Here is a 12,410-nt window from a genome sequence, read left to right as displayed (position 1 = left end):
GCTGATTGGTCATGAGATACAATGTCGTTAAATCCTCATGACCAAATGGTGTTTTTGTATAGGACCGAAGCTGATATTAAGATGACGATGTGATTGAAATCATTTGAACCAGGCGCACATATTATGGATATGCCCAGATCAGACCAGCGCAGCCTTTACCCCCCGATTGCCTGCTATGACACAGGATTTCTCGATACCGGAGATGGCCATCGGCTTTATTATGAAGAATCGGGCCATCCCAATGGCCTGCCGGTGGTTTTTTTGCATGGCGGACCGGGGGGCGGCACATCGCCGGTGCAGCGGCGTTTTTTTGATCCCAAACGCTATCGCATTATTTTATTCGATCAGCGCGGCTGCGGGAAATCCGAGCCTTTCGCCAGTCTTGAAGCCAATACAAGCCATCACCTGATCCGCGATATCGAGCATTTGCGCAAAAGCCTTGGCATTGATCGCTGGCTGGTTTTTGGCGGCTCATGGGGCAGCACGCTGGGGCTTCTTTATGCCCAAAAACATCCCGAGCATGTGATCGGGCTGGTTTTACGCGGCATTTTTCTGATGCGTGAAAGCGAAATCGATTGGTTTTATCGCTGCGGCACCAATGCCATTTTCCCCGAAGCCTGGCAGGCTTTCATCGCGGATATCCCGCCCGAAGAACGGGGCGATCTGATCGAAGCCTATTATCGGCGGCTGACATCGGATGACGAGCATATCCAATTAAAAGCCGCAAAAGCCTGGAGCCGCTGGGAAAGCAGCTGTGTGACCCTTGTGCCCGAAGACCAGCAGATCAGAGCCGCCGACAATAGCCGCTTTGCCCTCGCCTTTGCCCGGATCGAATGCCATTTTTTCAAGCATCTGGGCTTTTTGGATCAAAGCGAGGCCATTTTGGCCAATGTTCATCATCTGGCCGATATTCCTACCGTGTTGGTGCAGGGCCGCTATGATGCCATCTGCCCGCCAGTTTCCGCCTATGAATTAAAGCAAGCCATGCCCCATGCCGATTTGCGGCTGGTACCGGTGGCTGGCCATTCCGCGTTTGAGCCCGGGATCGTGCATGAACTGGTGAATGCCACCGATCATTTCGCCCGGCTTAACAGGCGCGGATAGGCCCAATTCCCGCAGGACGACACAGCCGATGAGGCTGGATGATTTTTCCATTGCAAGCCCTGTTGTTTTTTATTGATATTGATTATCACTAGCATATTATATGTCCATCCATAGCGACTCTGTTCTGAAAGAGATATTCATGCAAATTCTTGGCCTCAGTCCCGCTCAGCTTGCTGCCCTCATCAGTTTGGAGCAGCATAATCAGGGTTTTGACAATTTAAGACAAAGGCCTGATCTGAAACTGATCAAAGGTACCCGAAATCGCCCGCAAAAGCGTCCGAAGAAGCGAGCAGAGATTGCACTCATTCGCTGAATGCGTCAGTCTGATGATCTGTTCATCCTGATATAAGGAACGATCATGCTGCGCCTTCCCCGCTTTATCCTGCTGCTTGCTTTTGGCAGTCTTTCCCTTGCCGCCTGCTCCCAAGACGAAGCCCCGTCTCAATCTCCGGCGAAAATCCAGATCAGCGAGGCCTGGGCCCGAGAAACCCCTCAAGGCGCGCCCAATGCCGCCCTTTATCTGACCATAGCCAATGAAGGCGACATTGATGATCGCCTGCTGAGCGTGGCCACGGACCTTGCCGCCCATGCCGGGATTCATAGCAGCAGCGAAGAGGATGGCATGATGCGGATGCGTTCGGTTGATGCGCTTCGCATCCCCGCCCATGAAACAATCAGCCTCGCCCCGGGGGCTCTGCATATCATGCTGATGGGGCTGGAAAAGCCATTGGTGAAAGGCGATGAAATCAGCATCAATCTGATTTTCGAGGAAAGCGGCGAGCAGATGATCCGCATTCCGGTTCTGGGCATGGGCGAACAGCCCTGATATGGGTCCAAAGATTGGCCCAGACATTAGCCATGATGATGCCATATAAGTCCGTTTTTATGAGTGAGCTTTTTTAGAGATCTTTTAAACGCGAAAAAACGTTGGTGCGTTCATATGATTTTATCGGAGTTCCTTATGGCTTTTCGTTTTATCGGCACCCGCTCAATCCGGCAATTTAGTCATTATGCCCTGATTGCGTTTTTTTTAATCCTTGGCTTTACCCCATCGGCTCGCGCCCAATGGTTTATTCCCGGCGATCCTGAAGACTGGAATGCGCAATTAGGCATGGGAGCGGCTTTAAGGCCGGATTTTCCGGGCGCATCCAATCATATCATCACCCCGGTTCCTTTTATCGATCTGACCTATAAAAAGCGTTTTTTCCTGAATTCTGGGCGGGGTTTGGGCACATTTCTCTATGGCGATAAAAATGGCCGCCTGAAATATATGCTGGGTATCAGTGTGGGCCCCAGCCTTGATAATCGCAGCCGCAATGATATCGCAGGCATGCCCCGCGTGGGGCTGACGGCGGAAGGCCGGGTTTTTGGCGAGGTCTTTTTCGATAACTGGTCGGTGGAGCTGACCCTTTCCAAAGATATGCTGGGCGAAGGCCATGAAGGGCTGACAGGCGATCTGGGCCTTAATTATACCCAAAGGCTGGAAGGCAAAAAGGGCCTGTTTCGGATCGGGCCGCAAATTCGCTTTGGCTCGGGTGATTATATGGATAGCTTCTTCAGTGTCACCGCCGATCAAAGCATTGCATCGGGGCTTAGACCCTTTGATGCCGATGCTGGCCTGCAATCCATTGGCGGGCGCGCCTTTTTAAGCTATCCGCTCTTTGGCAATTGGAATGCGGTGGGCGCAATCAGATATTTCCGTCTGGTCTCTGATAGCGCCGACAGCCCGGTTTCCCTCGATAAAGATCAGTTCGGGCTATTTGCCGCCATTGCCTATCGCTTTTAAAAAGATTCAAAGCCCCCCATCAGCCCCCGCAAAGCCCGCATCGCGCCAGATGATTTGGCCATCCACGATGGTCATCACCGCTTTTGTTTTGGGGATATCGGCGAGATCGATGCTCATAATATCGCGTGAAAAAACACTGAAATCCGCGCGCTTGCCCTTGGTGATGCTGCCCAGCTCATCTTCCTGGAAGGCGGCAAAAGCAGGCCACAGAGTCAACATTTTCAAAGCGGTTTGCCGATCAACCGCCTGCTCGGAGTGCCAACCCTCGGCCGAATAGCCCGAAAGATCCATGCGGGCCACGGCGGCATAAAATTCGATCATCGGATCGCCGCGTTCCACCGGGGCATCCGATCCGGCAGCAATGATCGTGCCATCGGCAAGCAGATCGCGCCAGGCATAGGCTCCGGCCAAACGCTCCATGCCCAATCGATCGGGGGCAAAATGCAGATCGCCAATGGCATGGCTGGGCTGCATCGAGGCAATGATCCCCTGTGCGGAAAAACGTCCCAGATCCGCAGGGCTGATGACCTGCGCATGTTCGATCCGCCAGCGCGGTTTGGCTAGCGCACGATTGCCGGGTGGCACGGCGGCAAAGGTCTGTTCATACCAATCCAGCACCAGCCGGTTTGCCCTATCGCCAATGGCATGGGTATTCACCTGAATGCCCGCCACCAGCGCCTGCTTCAAAAAAGCCAGCGTTTCCGCCTCTTTCATCATTAAAAGGCCAGTGCCATCGGCATCCGCATAGGGTTCGAGCAAAGCCGCCCCGCGCGATCCCAACGCTCCATCCATATAAAGCTTCACCGCCCGGGTACGGATCAGGCCATTCGCCGATTGCAGCGGGCCTTGGACCATCAGGGCCTCGGCCCCGGATCGTTCGATGGAATTATAAACCCTGATCCCGATCGCCCCCTCATCGGACAAGCGCTGAAGAACCGGCACATGATCGGGCACCACCGACATATTATGCATCCCGCTCCAGCCATAAGAGCGATAAACCGCATCGGCCGCCAGAAAAACCTGCGCCAGATCGCGGTCGCCATCGGCGCTCTCCTCATCCACCACCAGCCCCATGGCGGTATCGATCAGCATGCCGTTGGGCACGCCCGCCTCGTTTTTCAAGATATCGCCCCCGAAAGGCGGCTTTGTTTCAGCGTCGATCCCGGCCCCCTCAAGGGCCATGGAATTAGCCACCGCTGCATGGCCATCAGCCCGCACCAGAACAATCGGGCGATCCGTGCTCACCGCATCAAGATCCCCGCGATTGGGAAAGCGCCCTTCCGGCCAATGGGTTTCAATCCAGCCCCGCCCGATAACAAGGCTGCGATCATCAGCGGGCAGGCTTTTGAGATGCGCCTTGAGCCGCTTTTGCAGATCGCTGATCGAGGTCGTCCCCTCAAGATTAAGGGTTAATTCCCTCAAGCCAATGCCATGCATATGGGCATGGGCATCCACAAAGCCGGGAAACAGGGCCGCCCCCGCCAGATCGATGATCTTGGTTTCATCCGTGGCCAGAGCTTTGGCATCGGCCAAAGAACCGGCATGAATGATCACCCCCTGATCCACCAGAACCGCTTCCACCATGGGCTGGGCATCATCGGCAGTGTGGATCGGCCCGCCATGAAGCAAAAGGCTGGATGCCCGGGCCGCCGTCATGCCCATCGATGCAAACACCAAGGCCGTGATCAGGGCCATGAACAGGCCGATTGCGGCAGATTGCCTCTTTTGTTTCGGGCTTGGCACGTGCTGCATTCTCTGCTCCGCTTCTTTCTTGTCAGGAGGCATCATGGCCCCCTTATTCCAATGCACCCATGGTGCCAAATTTTCTAATTTTAGCAAGAATTTTAACAGGATGGCTTAGAGTCGGGCCCTAGTGTTTCCGGGCGCGATCCTCGGGGTCATCAGGCCCACTATCGGGGTGAAACACCGAGCGGCGCTTGCGCAATCCCCCGATGATCCTGAGCAGCGCCACCACCAAAAAAGCCATCACAATGATCAGCAATAAAAAAAGCAGCATCCCATAGATGATGGTTTCCGCCTGTGTCACATCGCTGGCCCCATAGCGCAGATAAAGCCGCCATGCCGCATAGGTCATGCCCAAAGCAGCCGCTGTGATGCCCAAGCGCAGCATAGATCCGGACGGTTTTTTCCCCATAATGGCCTTTCACGATTTAGAGCAGGCCATGCTTTTTGGCAGCATGGCGCAATTGATCATAGCTCAGCCCCAGCTTTTGCGCCGTTTCACGCTGATTGAATTTGCACCGACGCAAGGCATCATGCAGCAATATCCGTTCATGATCGGCCACAGCCTGCCGATAATCATAGGGTAAATCCAGCGGTTTTTGAACCGCTTGCCCTTCGTCCTTTTCCTCAGATTGAAGGGGAGCGGGCGCGGAGGGCTTCAGCACATCTTCGGGCAGCATGGCCGCCGGACGATAGGGCGAGGCGAAAGGATCAAATTGCAGGCGATCTATCGGCTGGTCCGGGGTGCTCCAGCGATAGACCGCGCGCTCCACCAGATTTTTCAGCTCCCGCACATTGCCCGGCCATGGATAGGCCAACAAACGATCCCGGGCCGATTGTGTAAAGCCGGGAAAAGCCGACCAGCCCAGTTCATGGGCCATGGCGCGGCCAAAATGCTCGGATAGATCAAAGATATCATCGGGCCGCGCGCGCAAGGGCGGCACGGTCAGCACATCAAAAGCCAGCCGATCGAGCAAATCGGCGCGAAACCGTCCCTCATCGGCCAAAGCAGGCAGATCGACATTGGTCGCCCCGATGATGCGCACATCCACCGACAGCGTATCCGTGCCGCCCAGACGTTCAAATTCACCATATTCGATGATCCGCAACAGCTTTTCCTGCGCCGCCATGGATAAGGTTGCGATCTCATCAAGAAAAAGGCTGCCGCCATCCGCCTGCTCGAATCGCCCGGCACGCCGCCGCACAGCGCCGGTAAAAGCCCCGGGTTCCACCCCGAATAATTCGCTATCCACCAGCGTTTCGGGCAAGGCCGCGCAATTCAGCTTGATAAAAGCCTGATCCCAGCGCCGGGACAGATAATGCAGCCGCGCCGCGATCAGTTCCTTGCCGGTGCCCCGCTCGCCGATCACCAGAACCGGACGATTGAGCGCTGCCGCCACACTCACCTTATCCATGAGGTCGAGAAAAGCCGGATCACTGCCCAGAATATGAATATCAGTTTTTGGCATCTTTACCAATTATCAGTATTTTTTCCATTAATATAGGATATTACACCATTTGGCTTAATACCAGCAAAAGATGATTATTCTAAATTATTCGTTTATAATCAGTGTATTAACATTTTTTTTCAAAACTGGCACGGCCCTTGCTTAATACGTGATATCGACACAGCAAATCGGTCGATACCGATAGAGCATAAAACAAGGATGAACCGATCAATGAATATCCTGACACATGTGGGGGCCGCCCTTTCCAGCACCGATAGCCTGCAATCCGAAACCGATGGCATGGCCCGGTTTCTGACAAGCACCAACCGCCACCGCGCCGACCAGACATGGGCGCCCCGGCAACGCCGCCGCGATCGCAATCGCCGCAGCCGCTAAAACCAGAGGCGATGTGAAAAGCGCCCGATAAACCAGCCCGAGTGACGACAGCGAGACAATAAAAAAGGATAATGAACCATGGGTATTTTTTCCCGTTTGACCGACATCATCAATTCCAATCTCAATGCCCTTCTCGATCATGCAGAAGAACCGGAAAAAATGATCCGGCTGATGATTCAGGAAATGGAAGACACCCTTGTGGAGGTGCGTTCAGCCGCAGCCAAAACCATCGCCGATCAAAAAGACAATCAACGCCGGTTGAACCGTTTGATCGAAGCTCAGGCCGAATGGCAGCGCAAGGCCGAACTGGCGCTTTCAAAGGATCGGGATGATCTGGCGCGCGGCGCTTTGCAGGAAAAAGCCAAGCTGGGCGAAATTGCCACCCATCTGCAGGAAGAGCTTGATCATTTAAGCGAAGCTTTGGGGCGTCATGAAGAAGACGCGCTGAAGCTGGAAACGAAATTGCGCGAGGCCAAGGCCAAGAAATCGACCATTGAGGCCCGCTATAAAACCGCGCAGAATAATCTGCGGATCAAGCGGACGCTTTATGATAATCGGGTGGAAACCGCCTTTGAACGCTTCGACAAGGTGGATGCCCGCCTCGACCGCATTGAAGGTGAAGCACAGGCCCTTGATCTGGGGCGATCCAAAAGCAACAGCCTGGAAGATGAATTTGCCAATCTGGAAACCGAGGATGCCATCGAAGCCGAGCTTGATGCCCTGAAGAAAAAAATCACCCCCAGCAAAAAATCAGCCCAATGATCGGAGCCTCCCATGTCGTTTCTTGAAGTTCCGCTCATCTTGCTCTTCGCCGTTGTCATCCCCTTGATCGTCATATTTCATTATGCAACCGAAATGAAAAAGACCAAGGGGCTGACCGCCCAGGACGAAGCGACATTGGATGAACTGCGCAAGCTTTCCGAAAAGCTTGAAGATCGTATGGAAACCCTTGAGCGCATCCTTGATGATGAAGTGCCAGATTGGAGATCACGTCGCCATGACACGCTTTAGCCCCAACAAGCTTTATAAAGATCCGAAAAATGGCAAGATTCTGGGTATTTGCGCCGGTCTTGCCGATTATAGCGGGATCAAGGCCAATATCCTGCGCGCCGCCCTTGTGATTGGCAGTGTCATTGGATGGTTTGGCCCTCTCGTGGTCGGATATATCGTGCTGTATTTCGTCCTCGATGAAAAACCGAAAGATCTGTACGCCAATGAAGAAGAAGAGCGCTTCTGGCGCACCGCCCGCACCCATCCCGATGTGATGGCCGTGGATCTGAAAAAGCGCTTTCGATCCATCGACCGGCGCATCCAATCGATGGAATCCTATCTCACTTCAAAGCGCTTCAAGCTCGATCGCGAATTACGAAGCCTTGAAGACTGAGCCGGACTGTAAAATGATGGGGTGCCAGGCTGGGATCAGATCCTAAAGCCTGTTCACCTCATCAAATTGTCGGGCAAAAGCCGGGCGAGCGATCATCAGGCAGATAAAGGCTATGGGCATGGCAATCAGCGCCACCACCACATAGGCCCAATCGATCATCTGATCATCGGCGAAAACCTTGGTGGTGAGAAAGCCAAACAGCGTTGGCCCCAAACCCAGCCCGATGAGATTGATGACGAACAGATAAATGGCCGTCGCCTGCCCGCGCAATTCATTGGGGCTGGCCGCCGCCACCCCGGCATAAGCCGTGCCCCACACCCAATTGGAAAAAAACACCGCCCCCGAAAGCAGGGCAATCGCCAGCGCAGGCGAACTGACAAGGGGAAAGCTGAGCGCAAAAGGGGCGCCGAACACAATCGACAGAATTAAAATCCGCACATGGGCATCGCTGCGCCCCTGTGCCACCCAGCGATCCGCTAAAATCCCGGCAAAAACAATCCCGGCGGTGCCGAAAATCAGCAGGATAAGGCCAAAGGTCAGGCCGATTTCGGCAGGGCTAAAGCCATGCACCCGGCCAAAAAAAGCCCCGATGAAATAGATCGTACCATAGCCCAAAGCCGACAAAAAAGCGATCCCGGTGAAGCCCAAGCCATAAACCCGCCAACGGGCGAGAAAATAGCGGGCCACGTCTTTGATGGGGACCGGTTCGGTGCTTTGGTTCAGCCTTTCCCGGCGGGGGGGTTCCTTAACGAACAAAAGCATCGCCACCGAAAGCAAAACCCCCGGCAGACCAACAACGATGAATGTCATCTGCCAGCCGCGAATCTCGCCAAAAAAAGGCAGGCTTTGGGTGGGGCTGGCGCTCACCCACGCAATCACCGCCCCCCCGAATAAAAAGGCAAGGGCCGAACCAAGGGGGATGCCCAGCGTATAGATGCTGATCGCCCGCCCCCGCAGATGCGGAGGAAACAGATCGGAAATCAGCGAATTGGCCGCAGGGGTAAGGGTCGCCTCGCCAATGCCCACCCCCATGCGGGCGATGAAGAGCATCCCGAAATTACGGGCCAAGCCGCAGGCGGCGGTGGCCAGACTCCAGAAGGCAATGCCAAAGGCGATCAGACCCCGGCGACTTCTGCTATCGGCTAGGCGGGCAAAGGGAATACCGAAAAATGTATAGAACAAGGCAAAAGACAAGCCCGTGAGCAACCCGAATTCCAGATCGCTGACCCCAAGATCGCTTTTGATCGGCCCCACCAAAAGCGCCAATATCTGGCGATCGATGAAAGAAACCGTGTAGATCAAAAGCAGCAAAGCCACGATGCCCCAGGCAACGGGCTGCGATGGATAGGGGATGGGCTGTGTTTTATCGCTTGTAGCGGCGGCATCCTCTGGCCTGTCATGATCCGAATTTATAGTCACGCGGCAGTCCCTTTCCTTATGACCTCTGGTCCCTGTGATCGAGTGACGGTGAGTGAAAATGCCCCCGCACATTGACATTGACGTTCAGGCGGGCCAAATCCTCAAGAGAAACAAAGTTGAACAGGCCTATGACCCAATCACAAACACTAAATGCACAATCCCCCTCCATCGCCCTTGGCGATACGGACCTGCAAATGGTGCGCGATAGCTTTGATCTGATGGATGATTGGGAAGATCGCTATCGCTATATCATTGATTTAGGGCGCAAACTTCCCAAATTGCCCGAGGATGCCTATCGCGACGAGAATAAAGTGCGCGGCTGTACCAGCCAAGTTTGGCTGGTCGCCCGGCTGGATGAGGATGGTGCGGATCAAACCGCAGATGAAACCGGGCCAAGACTTTATCTGGCAGGCGACAGCGATGCCCATATCGTCAAAGGGCTGGTGGCTTTGATGCTGCTGATCTTTTCCGGCAAAAGCCCCGATGCCATTCTCGATATTGATGCCCGCGCCATTCTCGATGATTTGGGATTGCGCCAGCATCTATCGCCCATGCGGGCCAATGGGCTGTTTTCCATGCTCGAACGAATCAGGGATATGGCCCAAGCCGCCAAAGCCTGAGCGGATATTGCTGCCAAAAATTCTGGCCGGCCCCTTTGTGAGAAACCGGCCAGAAGCAGATCATTCTTTACGAACAGAAGCTTAAAGCGCCTTCAGCACATATTCGGCGGAAGACACCTCGAAAGCGCCGGGTTCTTCAACGAAAATATCGCTGACGACCCCATCCTTGATGATCATCGCATAGCGCTTGGAGCGGATACCCATGCCAAAGCCGGTGCCATCCATTTCCAGCCCGGCGGCCTTGGCAAAGGCGCCATTCCCATCCGCCAGCATCAGGATTTTGTCATCAACATGGGCGGATTTACCCCAGGCATTCATCACAAACACATCATTGACCGAAAGACAGGCCACCAGATCCACGCCCTTTGCCTTCAACGCATCGATCTGATCCACAAAACCCGGCAGATGGCGCGCCGAACAGGTAGGGGTAAACGCCCCCGGAACGGCAAAAACCACGGCTGTTTTACCAGCAAACAGGGCATCGCTGGCAATTTTCTCAGGCCCTTTTTCGCCCATATGGGCCAATTCTACGGATGGAATTTTATCGCCTTTTTGCAGTGTCATGAGGTTCTCCTTGAGCCATGATGAACGGGGATCATAAATCAGACCATATTCATCTGATAATGCGGCTGGAGGATAGCGCGATTGGCGTCATTGTCCAGCCATCTTCCACGAAAAAATGGGATCAGTCGCCCTGCCCCTCGGTTTTGGCCGCTCTATCAGCCAAGCGATCAAGGGCGCGCTCGATCTGGGCTTTCCGGGTGCCCGTTTCAAAGGGGGCCAAAAAACGGGCCATGGGGGTTTGATAACGCCATGTTTCGCGCCAGATCAGATGGCTGCCAAGGGGGGCGGGCTGAAGCTGCGCCCGCACCTCGATCTCGGCATCCGCAGCCTCTTGGACCACGGCCCAAAGGCGGGGCCGATCATAAACCCTTTGGGTTTCGCTGATCTGTCGGGGCTTGCCATCCACCCGCAGATAGATCATCCGGGTGGCGCCAATGGCATGGCCTTCGCCGGTGAGGGGGGCAATATCCGTCACCCCGAATTGCCAGGCCACGCGACTTTCAGGGTCGCTCAGCAGATGAAAAGCAGCCTCAGGGGGGGCGGGCAGATCAAGGGCGATTTCAATGACCCATTGGGATTTCAGATAAGCATGGGTGAAAAAGCCAAGGATCAGCAGCCCGGCCAAAGCCAACCCGCCTAAAATCGCCCATTCCCATGGCTCTTTTTTATGCATCAAAGCTGTCTCCCGCTTTTTTTCCGGGCTTCGGTTGTTCAGATTTAAGGCCCGCCTGTTTTTCTGCCAGAGCCAGAAGCGCGTTTTTCGACAGGCTGAAATCGCTCGCCACCCAGTGCTTTTGCAGCAACCCCAGAATTTCCCCCATCTGCGGGCCGGCAGGCACGCCCAAGGCCGCCAGATCCGCTCCCGAAACAGGAAACCGAGGTGCGGGCCGGGCCGCAATGGCATCAAGCTGATCGCGGATTGCGGCCAGCGCCGACAGGCTCATATCCTGATCCCCAAGCAGCAGACGATCCAGAACCGTGGGAACACCCAATGCATAGGCCGCCCGGCCCAGCGCTGGGGGGTCAAACGCCGGAACCGGCCCATCCATCGCCGCCAAGCGCTTTTGCTCTGCCCCCGAACATTTGAGCCGCGCCCCCACCTGCGCCCGCGCACCAACCCGGATCACCGCCGCCAAACGCCGCAGGGGATCGCCGATGCCTAAAGATGTTTCCCGCGCGATCAACCGGCGCAAAACCCCAAATTCGGGATCGGGCCGCTTTTCGGGCAGGATATGCGCCAATATCCCGCCCCGATCCATCAGCATCATCACCGGGCAGGGATCGGCAGCCGCCAGCAGTTTCAAGCTTTCGGCGCGGATACGCTCCACCGATAAAATATCCAGCCGATCCGCCAGTTCGATGGCAGCCTGCAAGCTTTTCCGATCCGGCTCGCCCCGGCCATAATGGGCGTGAAAGCGAAAAAACCGCAAAATCCGCAAGGCATCTTCGGCAATCCGCTGGACCGGATCGCCAATGAACACCACCCGCCCCTTTTGAGCATCCTCAAGGCCGCCCACCTCATCATAAAGGCGGCCATCAAGATCGGCATAAAGGGCATTCATGGTAAAATCCCGCCGCGCGGCATCGGCGGCCCAATCATCGGTGAAGCGAACCCGGGCATGACGGCCAAAACTTTCCACATCATGGCGCAGGCTGGTGACTTCAAACGGGCGATGACCGCTGATCGCAGTGATGGTGCCATGGGCAAGCCCGGTGGGAACGGTTTTCAAACCCGCCGCCCCCAGCTTCTCCATCACCATGTGGGGATCGAGGGATGTGGCAATATCGATATCTGAAACAACCCGGCCCAAAAGGGCATCGCGCACCGCCCCGCCCACAATCCGGGCCTGATCAGCCCCCAATGCCATGATCACCGCCACCAGCGCCCGATCATGGGCAAAGGCCCGCTTCAATCGATCCGCATGGCGTGTGATCACCTCCATGCC

General features: G+C 55.3%; 16 protein-coding genes. 9 read left to right on the top strand and 7 right to left on the bottom strand.

Going from position 1 to position 12,410, the window contains the following annotated elements:
• Nucleotides 1-129 precede the first annotated feature (129 nt).
• The 4 genes from pip to QK300_RS03595 all read left to right on the top strand — a co-directional run bounded on the left by pip (nt 130) and on the right by QK300_RS03595 (nt 2,890).
• A complete protein-coding gene (gene pip, locus QK300_RS03610; RefSeq protein ID WP_348651819.1) occupies nt 130-1,104 on the top strand; it encodes a prolyl aminopeptidase in 975 nt (324 codons plus the stop codon).
• A 139-nt stretch (nt 1,105-1,243) separates the two neighbouring features.
• Nucleotides 1,244-1,417: a hypothetical protein gene (locus tag QK300_RS03605; RefSeq protein ID WP_281300375.1), complete on the top strand. Its 174-nt coding sequence runs from the start codon at nt 1,244-1,246 to the stop codon at nt 1,415-1,417.
• A 45-nt stretch (nt 1,418-1,462) separates the two neighbouring features.
• Nucleotides 1,463-1,930, top strand: a complete 468-nt coding sequence (locus tag QK300_RS03600) for a copper chaperone PCu(A)C (protein ID WP_281300376.1) — start codon at nt 1,463-1,465, stop codon at nt 1,928-1,930.
• 135 nt (nt 1,931-2,065) lie between these two features.
• Entirely contained in the window at nt 2,066-2,890 is an 825-nt protein-coding gene (locus QK300_RS03595) for a MipA/OmpV family protein (protein ID WP_281300377.1), read from the top strand.
• 6 nt (nt 2,891-2,896) lie between these two features.
• On the opposite strand, the gene QK300_RS03590 is transcribed toward QK300_RS03595, so the two are convergent.
• From QK300_RS03590 to pspF, 3 genes are all read right to left on the bottom strand, one after another.
• A complete protein-coding gene (locus QK300_RS03590) occupies nt 2,897-4,642 on the bottom strand; it encodes an amidohydrolase (RefSeq protein ID WP_281300378.1) in 1,746 nt (581 codons plus the stop codon).
• A gap of 118 nt (nt 4,643-4,760) precedes the next feature.
• Complete coding sequence (locus QK300_RS03585) at nt 4,761-5,012, bottom strand: hypothetical protein (RefSeq protein ID WP_281320812.1); 252 nt, start codon at nt 5,010-5,012, stop codon at nt 4,761-4,763.
• Nucleotides 5,013-5,061: 49 nt separating this feature from the next.
• A complete protein-coding gene (pspF, locus tag QK300_RS03580) occupies nt 5,062-6,102 on the bottom strand; it encodes a phage shock protein operon transcriptional activator (protein WP_281300380.1) in 1,041 nt (346 codons plus the stop codon).
• 210 nt (nt 6,103-6,312) lie between these two features.
• Here pspF and QK300_RS03575 point away from each other — a divergent pair, with 210 nt between their 5' ends.
• The 4 genes from QK300_RS03575 to pspC all read left to right on the top strand — a co-directional run bounded on the left by QK300_RS03575 (nt 6,313) and on the right by pspC (nt 7,861).
• Nucleotides 6,313-6,477: a hypothetical protein gene (locus QK300_RS03575; protein WP_161760497.1), complete on the top strand. Its 165-nt coding sequence runs from the start codon at nt 6,313-6,315 to the stop codon at nt 6,475-6,477.
• A 78-nt stretch (nt 6,478-6,555) separates the two neighbouring features.
• Nucleotides 6,556-7,239 (top strand): phage shock protein PspA, encoded by a 684-nt coding sequence (pspA, locus tag QK300_RS03570; RefSeq protein ID WP_042086014.1) that lies wholly within the window; start codon nt 6,556-6,558, stop codon nt 7,237-7,239.
• Between the two features lie 12 nt (nt 7,240-7,251).
• Nucleotides 7,252-7,488: an envelope stress response membrane protein PspB gene (gene pspB, locus QK300_RS03565; protein ID WP_042086015.1), complete on the top strand. Its 237-nt coding sequence runs from the start codon at nt 7,252-7,254 to the stop codon at nt 7,486-7,488.
• Nucleotides 7,475-7,861 carry an envelope stress response membrane protein PspC gene (gene pspC, locus QK300_RS03560; protein WP_281300381.1) on the top strand — a complete coding sequence of 129 codons (387 nt, stop codon included), beginning with the start codon at nt 7,475-7,477 and terminating at the stop codon, nt 7,859-7,861. The genes pspB and pspC overlap by 14 nt, the downstream gene beginning before the upstream one ends.
• A gap of 42 nt (nt 7,862-7,903) precedes the next feature.
• Here pspC and QK300_RS03555 read toward each other — a convergent pair whose 3' ends face one another.
• Complete coding sequence (locus QK300_RS03555) at nt 7,904-9,280, bottom strand: MFS transporter (protein WP_281300382.1); 1,377 nt, start codon at nt 9,278-9,280, stop codon at nt 7,904-7,906.
• A 194-nt stretch (nt 9,281-9,474) separates the two neighbouring features.
• Here QK300_RS03555 and QK300_RS03550 point away from each other — a divergent pair, with 194 nt between their 5' ends.
• Nucleotides 9,475-9,900 carry a SufE family protein gene (locus tag QK300_RS03550; protein ID WP_348651818.1) on the top strand — a complete coding sequence of 142 codons (426 nt, stop codon included), beginning with the start codon at nt 9,475-9,477 and terminating at the stop codon, nt 9,898-9,900.
• A gap of 81 nt (nt 9,901-9,981) precedes the next feature.
• Here QK300_RS03550 and QK300_RS03545 read toward each other — a convergent pair whose 3' ends face one another.
• The 3 genes from QK300_RS03545 to QK300_RS03535 form a co-directional block, all read right to left on the bottom strand.
• The gene (locus tag QK300_RS03545) at nt 9,982-10,464 is read right to left on the bottom strand and encodes a peroxiredoxin (protein WP_281300384.1); all 483 of its coding nucleotides are present in this window, start codon (nt 10,462-10,464) and stop codon (nt 9,982-9,984) included.
• 121 nt (nt 10,465-10,585) lie between these two features.
• The gene (locus QK300_RS03540) at nt 10,586-11,137 is read right to left on the bottom strand and encodes an SRPBCC family protein (protein WP_281300476.1); all 552 of its coding nucleotides are present in this window, start codon (nt 11,135-11,137) and stop codon (nt 10,586-10,588) included.
• Nucleotides 11,130-12,407: a CCA tRNA nucleotidyltransferase gene (locus tag QK300_RS03535; protein ID WP_281300385.1), complete on the bottom strand. Its 1,278-nt coding sequence runs from the start codon at nt 12,405-12,407 to the stop codon at nt 11,130-11,132. Before QK300_RS03535 ends, QK300_RS03540 begins: the two co-directional genes overlap by 8 nt.
• Nucleotides 12,408-12,410 lie beyond the last annotated feature (3 nt).

It is taken from the genome of Iodidimonas sp. MBR-22 (assembly GCF_029946565.1).
Taxonomy (GTDB): Bacteria; Pseudomonadota; Alphaproteobacteria; order Sphingomonadales; family Rhodothalassiaceae; genus Iodidimonas; species Iodidimonas nitroreducens.
This window is presented reverse-complemented; position numbering and strand designations above follow the sequence as displayed.

Coding starts and splice junctions, on each gene's coding strand:
- QK300_RS03600 (WP_281300376.1), top strand. CDS start 1,463: ATGCTGCGCCTTCCCCGCTTTATCCTGCTGCTTGCTTTTGGCAGTCTT.
- QK300_RS03590 (WP_281300378.1), bottom strand. CDS start 4,642: ATGCAGCACGTGCCAAGCCCGAAACAAAAGAGGCAATCTGCCGCAATC.
- pip (WP_348651819.1), top strand. CDS start 130: ATGCCCAGATCAGACCAGCGCAGCCTTTACCCCCCGATTGCCTGCTAT.
- QK300_RS03605 (WP_281300375.1), top strand. CDS start 1,244: ATGCAAATTCTTGGCCTCAGTCCCGCTCAGCTTGCTGCCCTCATCAGT.
- pspB (WP_042086015.1), top strand. CDS start 7,252: ATGTCGTTTCTTGAAGTTCCGCTCATCTTGCTCTTCGCCGTTGTCATC.
- QK300_RS03595 (WP_281300377.1), top strand. CDS start 2,066: ATGGCTTTTCGTTTTATCGGCACCCGCTCAATCCGGCAATTTAGTCAT.
- QK300_RS03535 (WP_281300385.1), bottom strand. CDS start 12,407: ATGGAGGTGATCACACGCCATGCGGATCGATTGAAGCGGGCCTTTGCC.
- QK300_RS03550 (WP_348651818.1), top strand. CDS start 9,475: ATGGTGCGCGATAGCTTTGATCTGATGGATGATTGGGAAGATCGCTAT.
- QK300_RS03575 (WP_161760497.1), top strand. CDS start 6,313: ATGAATATCCTGACACATGTGGGGGCCGCCCTTTCCAGCACCGATAGC.
- pspA (WP_042086014.1), top strand. CDS start 6,556: ATGGGTATTTTTTCCCGTTTGACCGACATCATCAATTCCAATCTCAAT.
- QK300_RS03540 (WP_281300476.1), bottom strand. CDS start 11,137: ATGCATAAAAAAGAGCCATGGGAATGGGCGATTTTAGGCGGGTTGGCT.
- QK300_RS03545 (WP_281300384.1), bottom strand. CDS start 10,464: ATGACACTGCAAAAAGGCGATAAAATTCCATCCGTAGAATTGGCCCAT.
- pspF (WP_281300380.1), bottom strand. CDS start 6,102: ATGCCAAAAACTGATATTCATATTCTGGGCAGTGATCCGGCTTTTCTC.
- pspC (WP_281300381.1), top strand. CDS start 7,475: ATGACACGCTTTAGCCCCAACAAGCTTTATAAAGATCCGAAAAATGGC.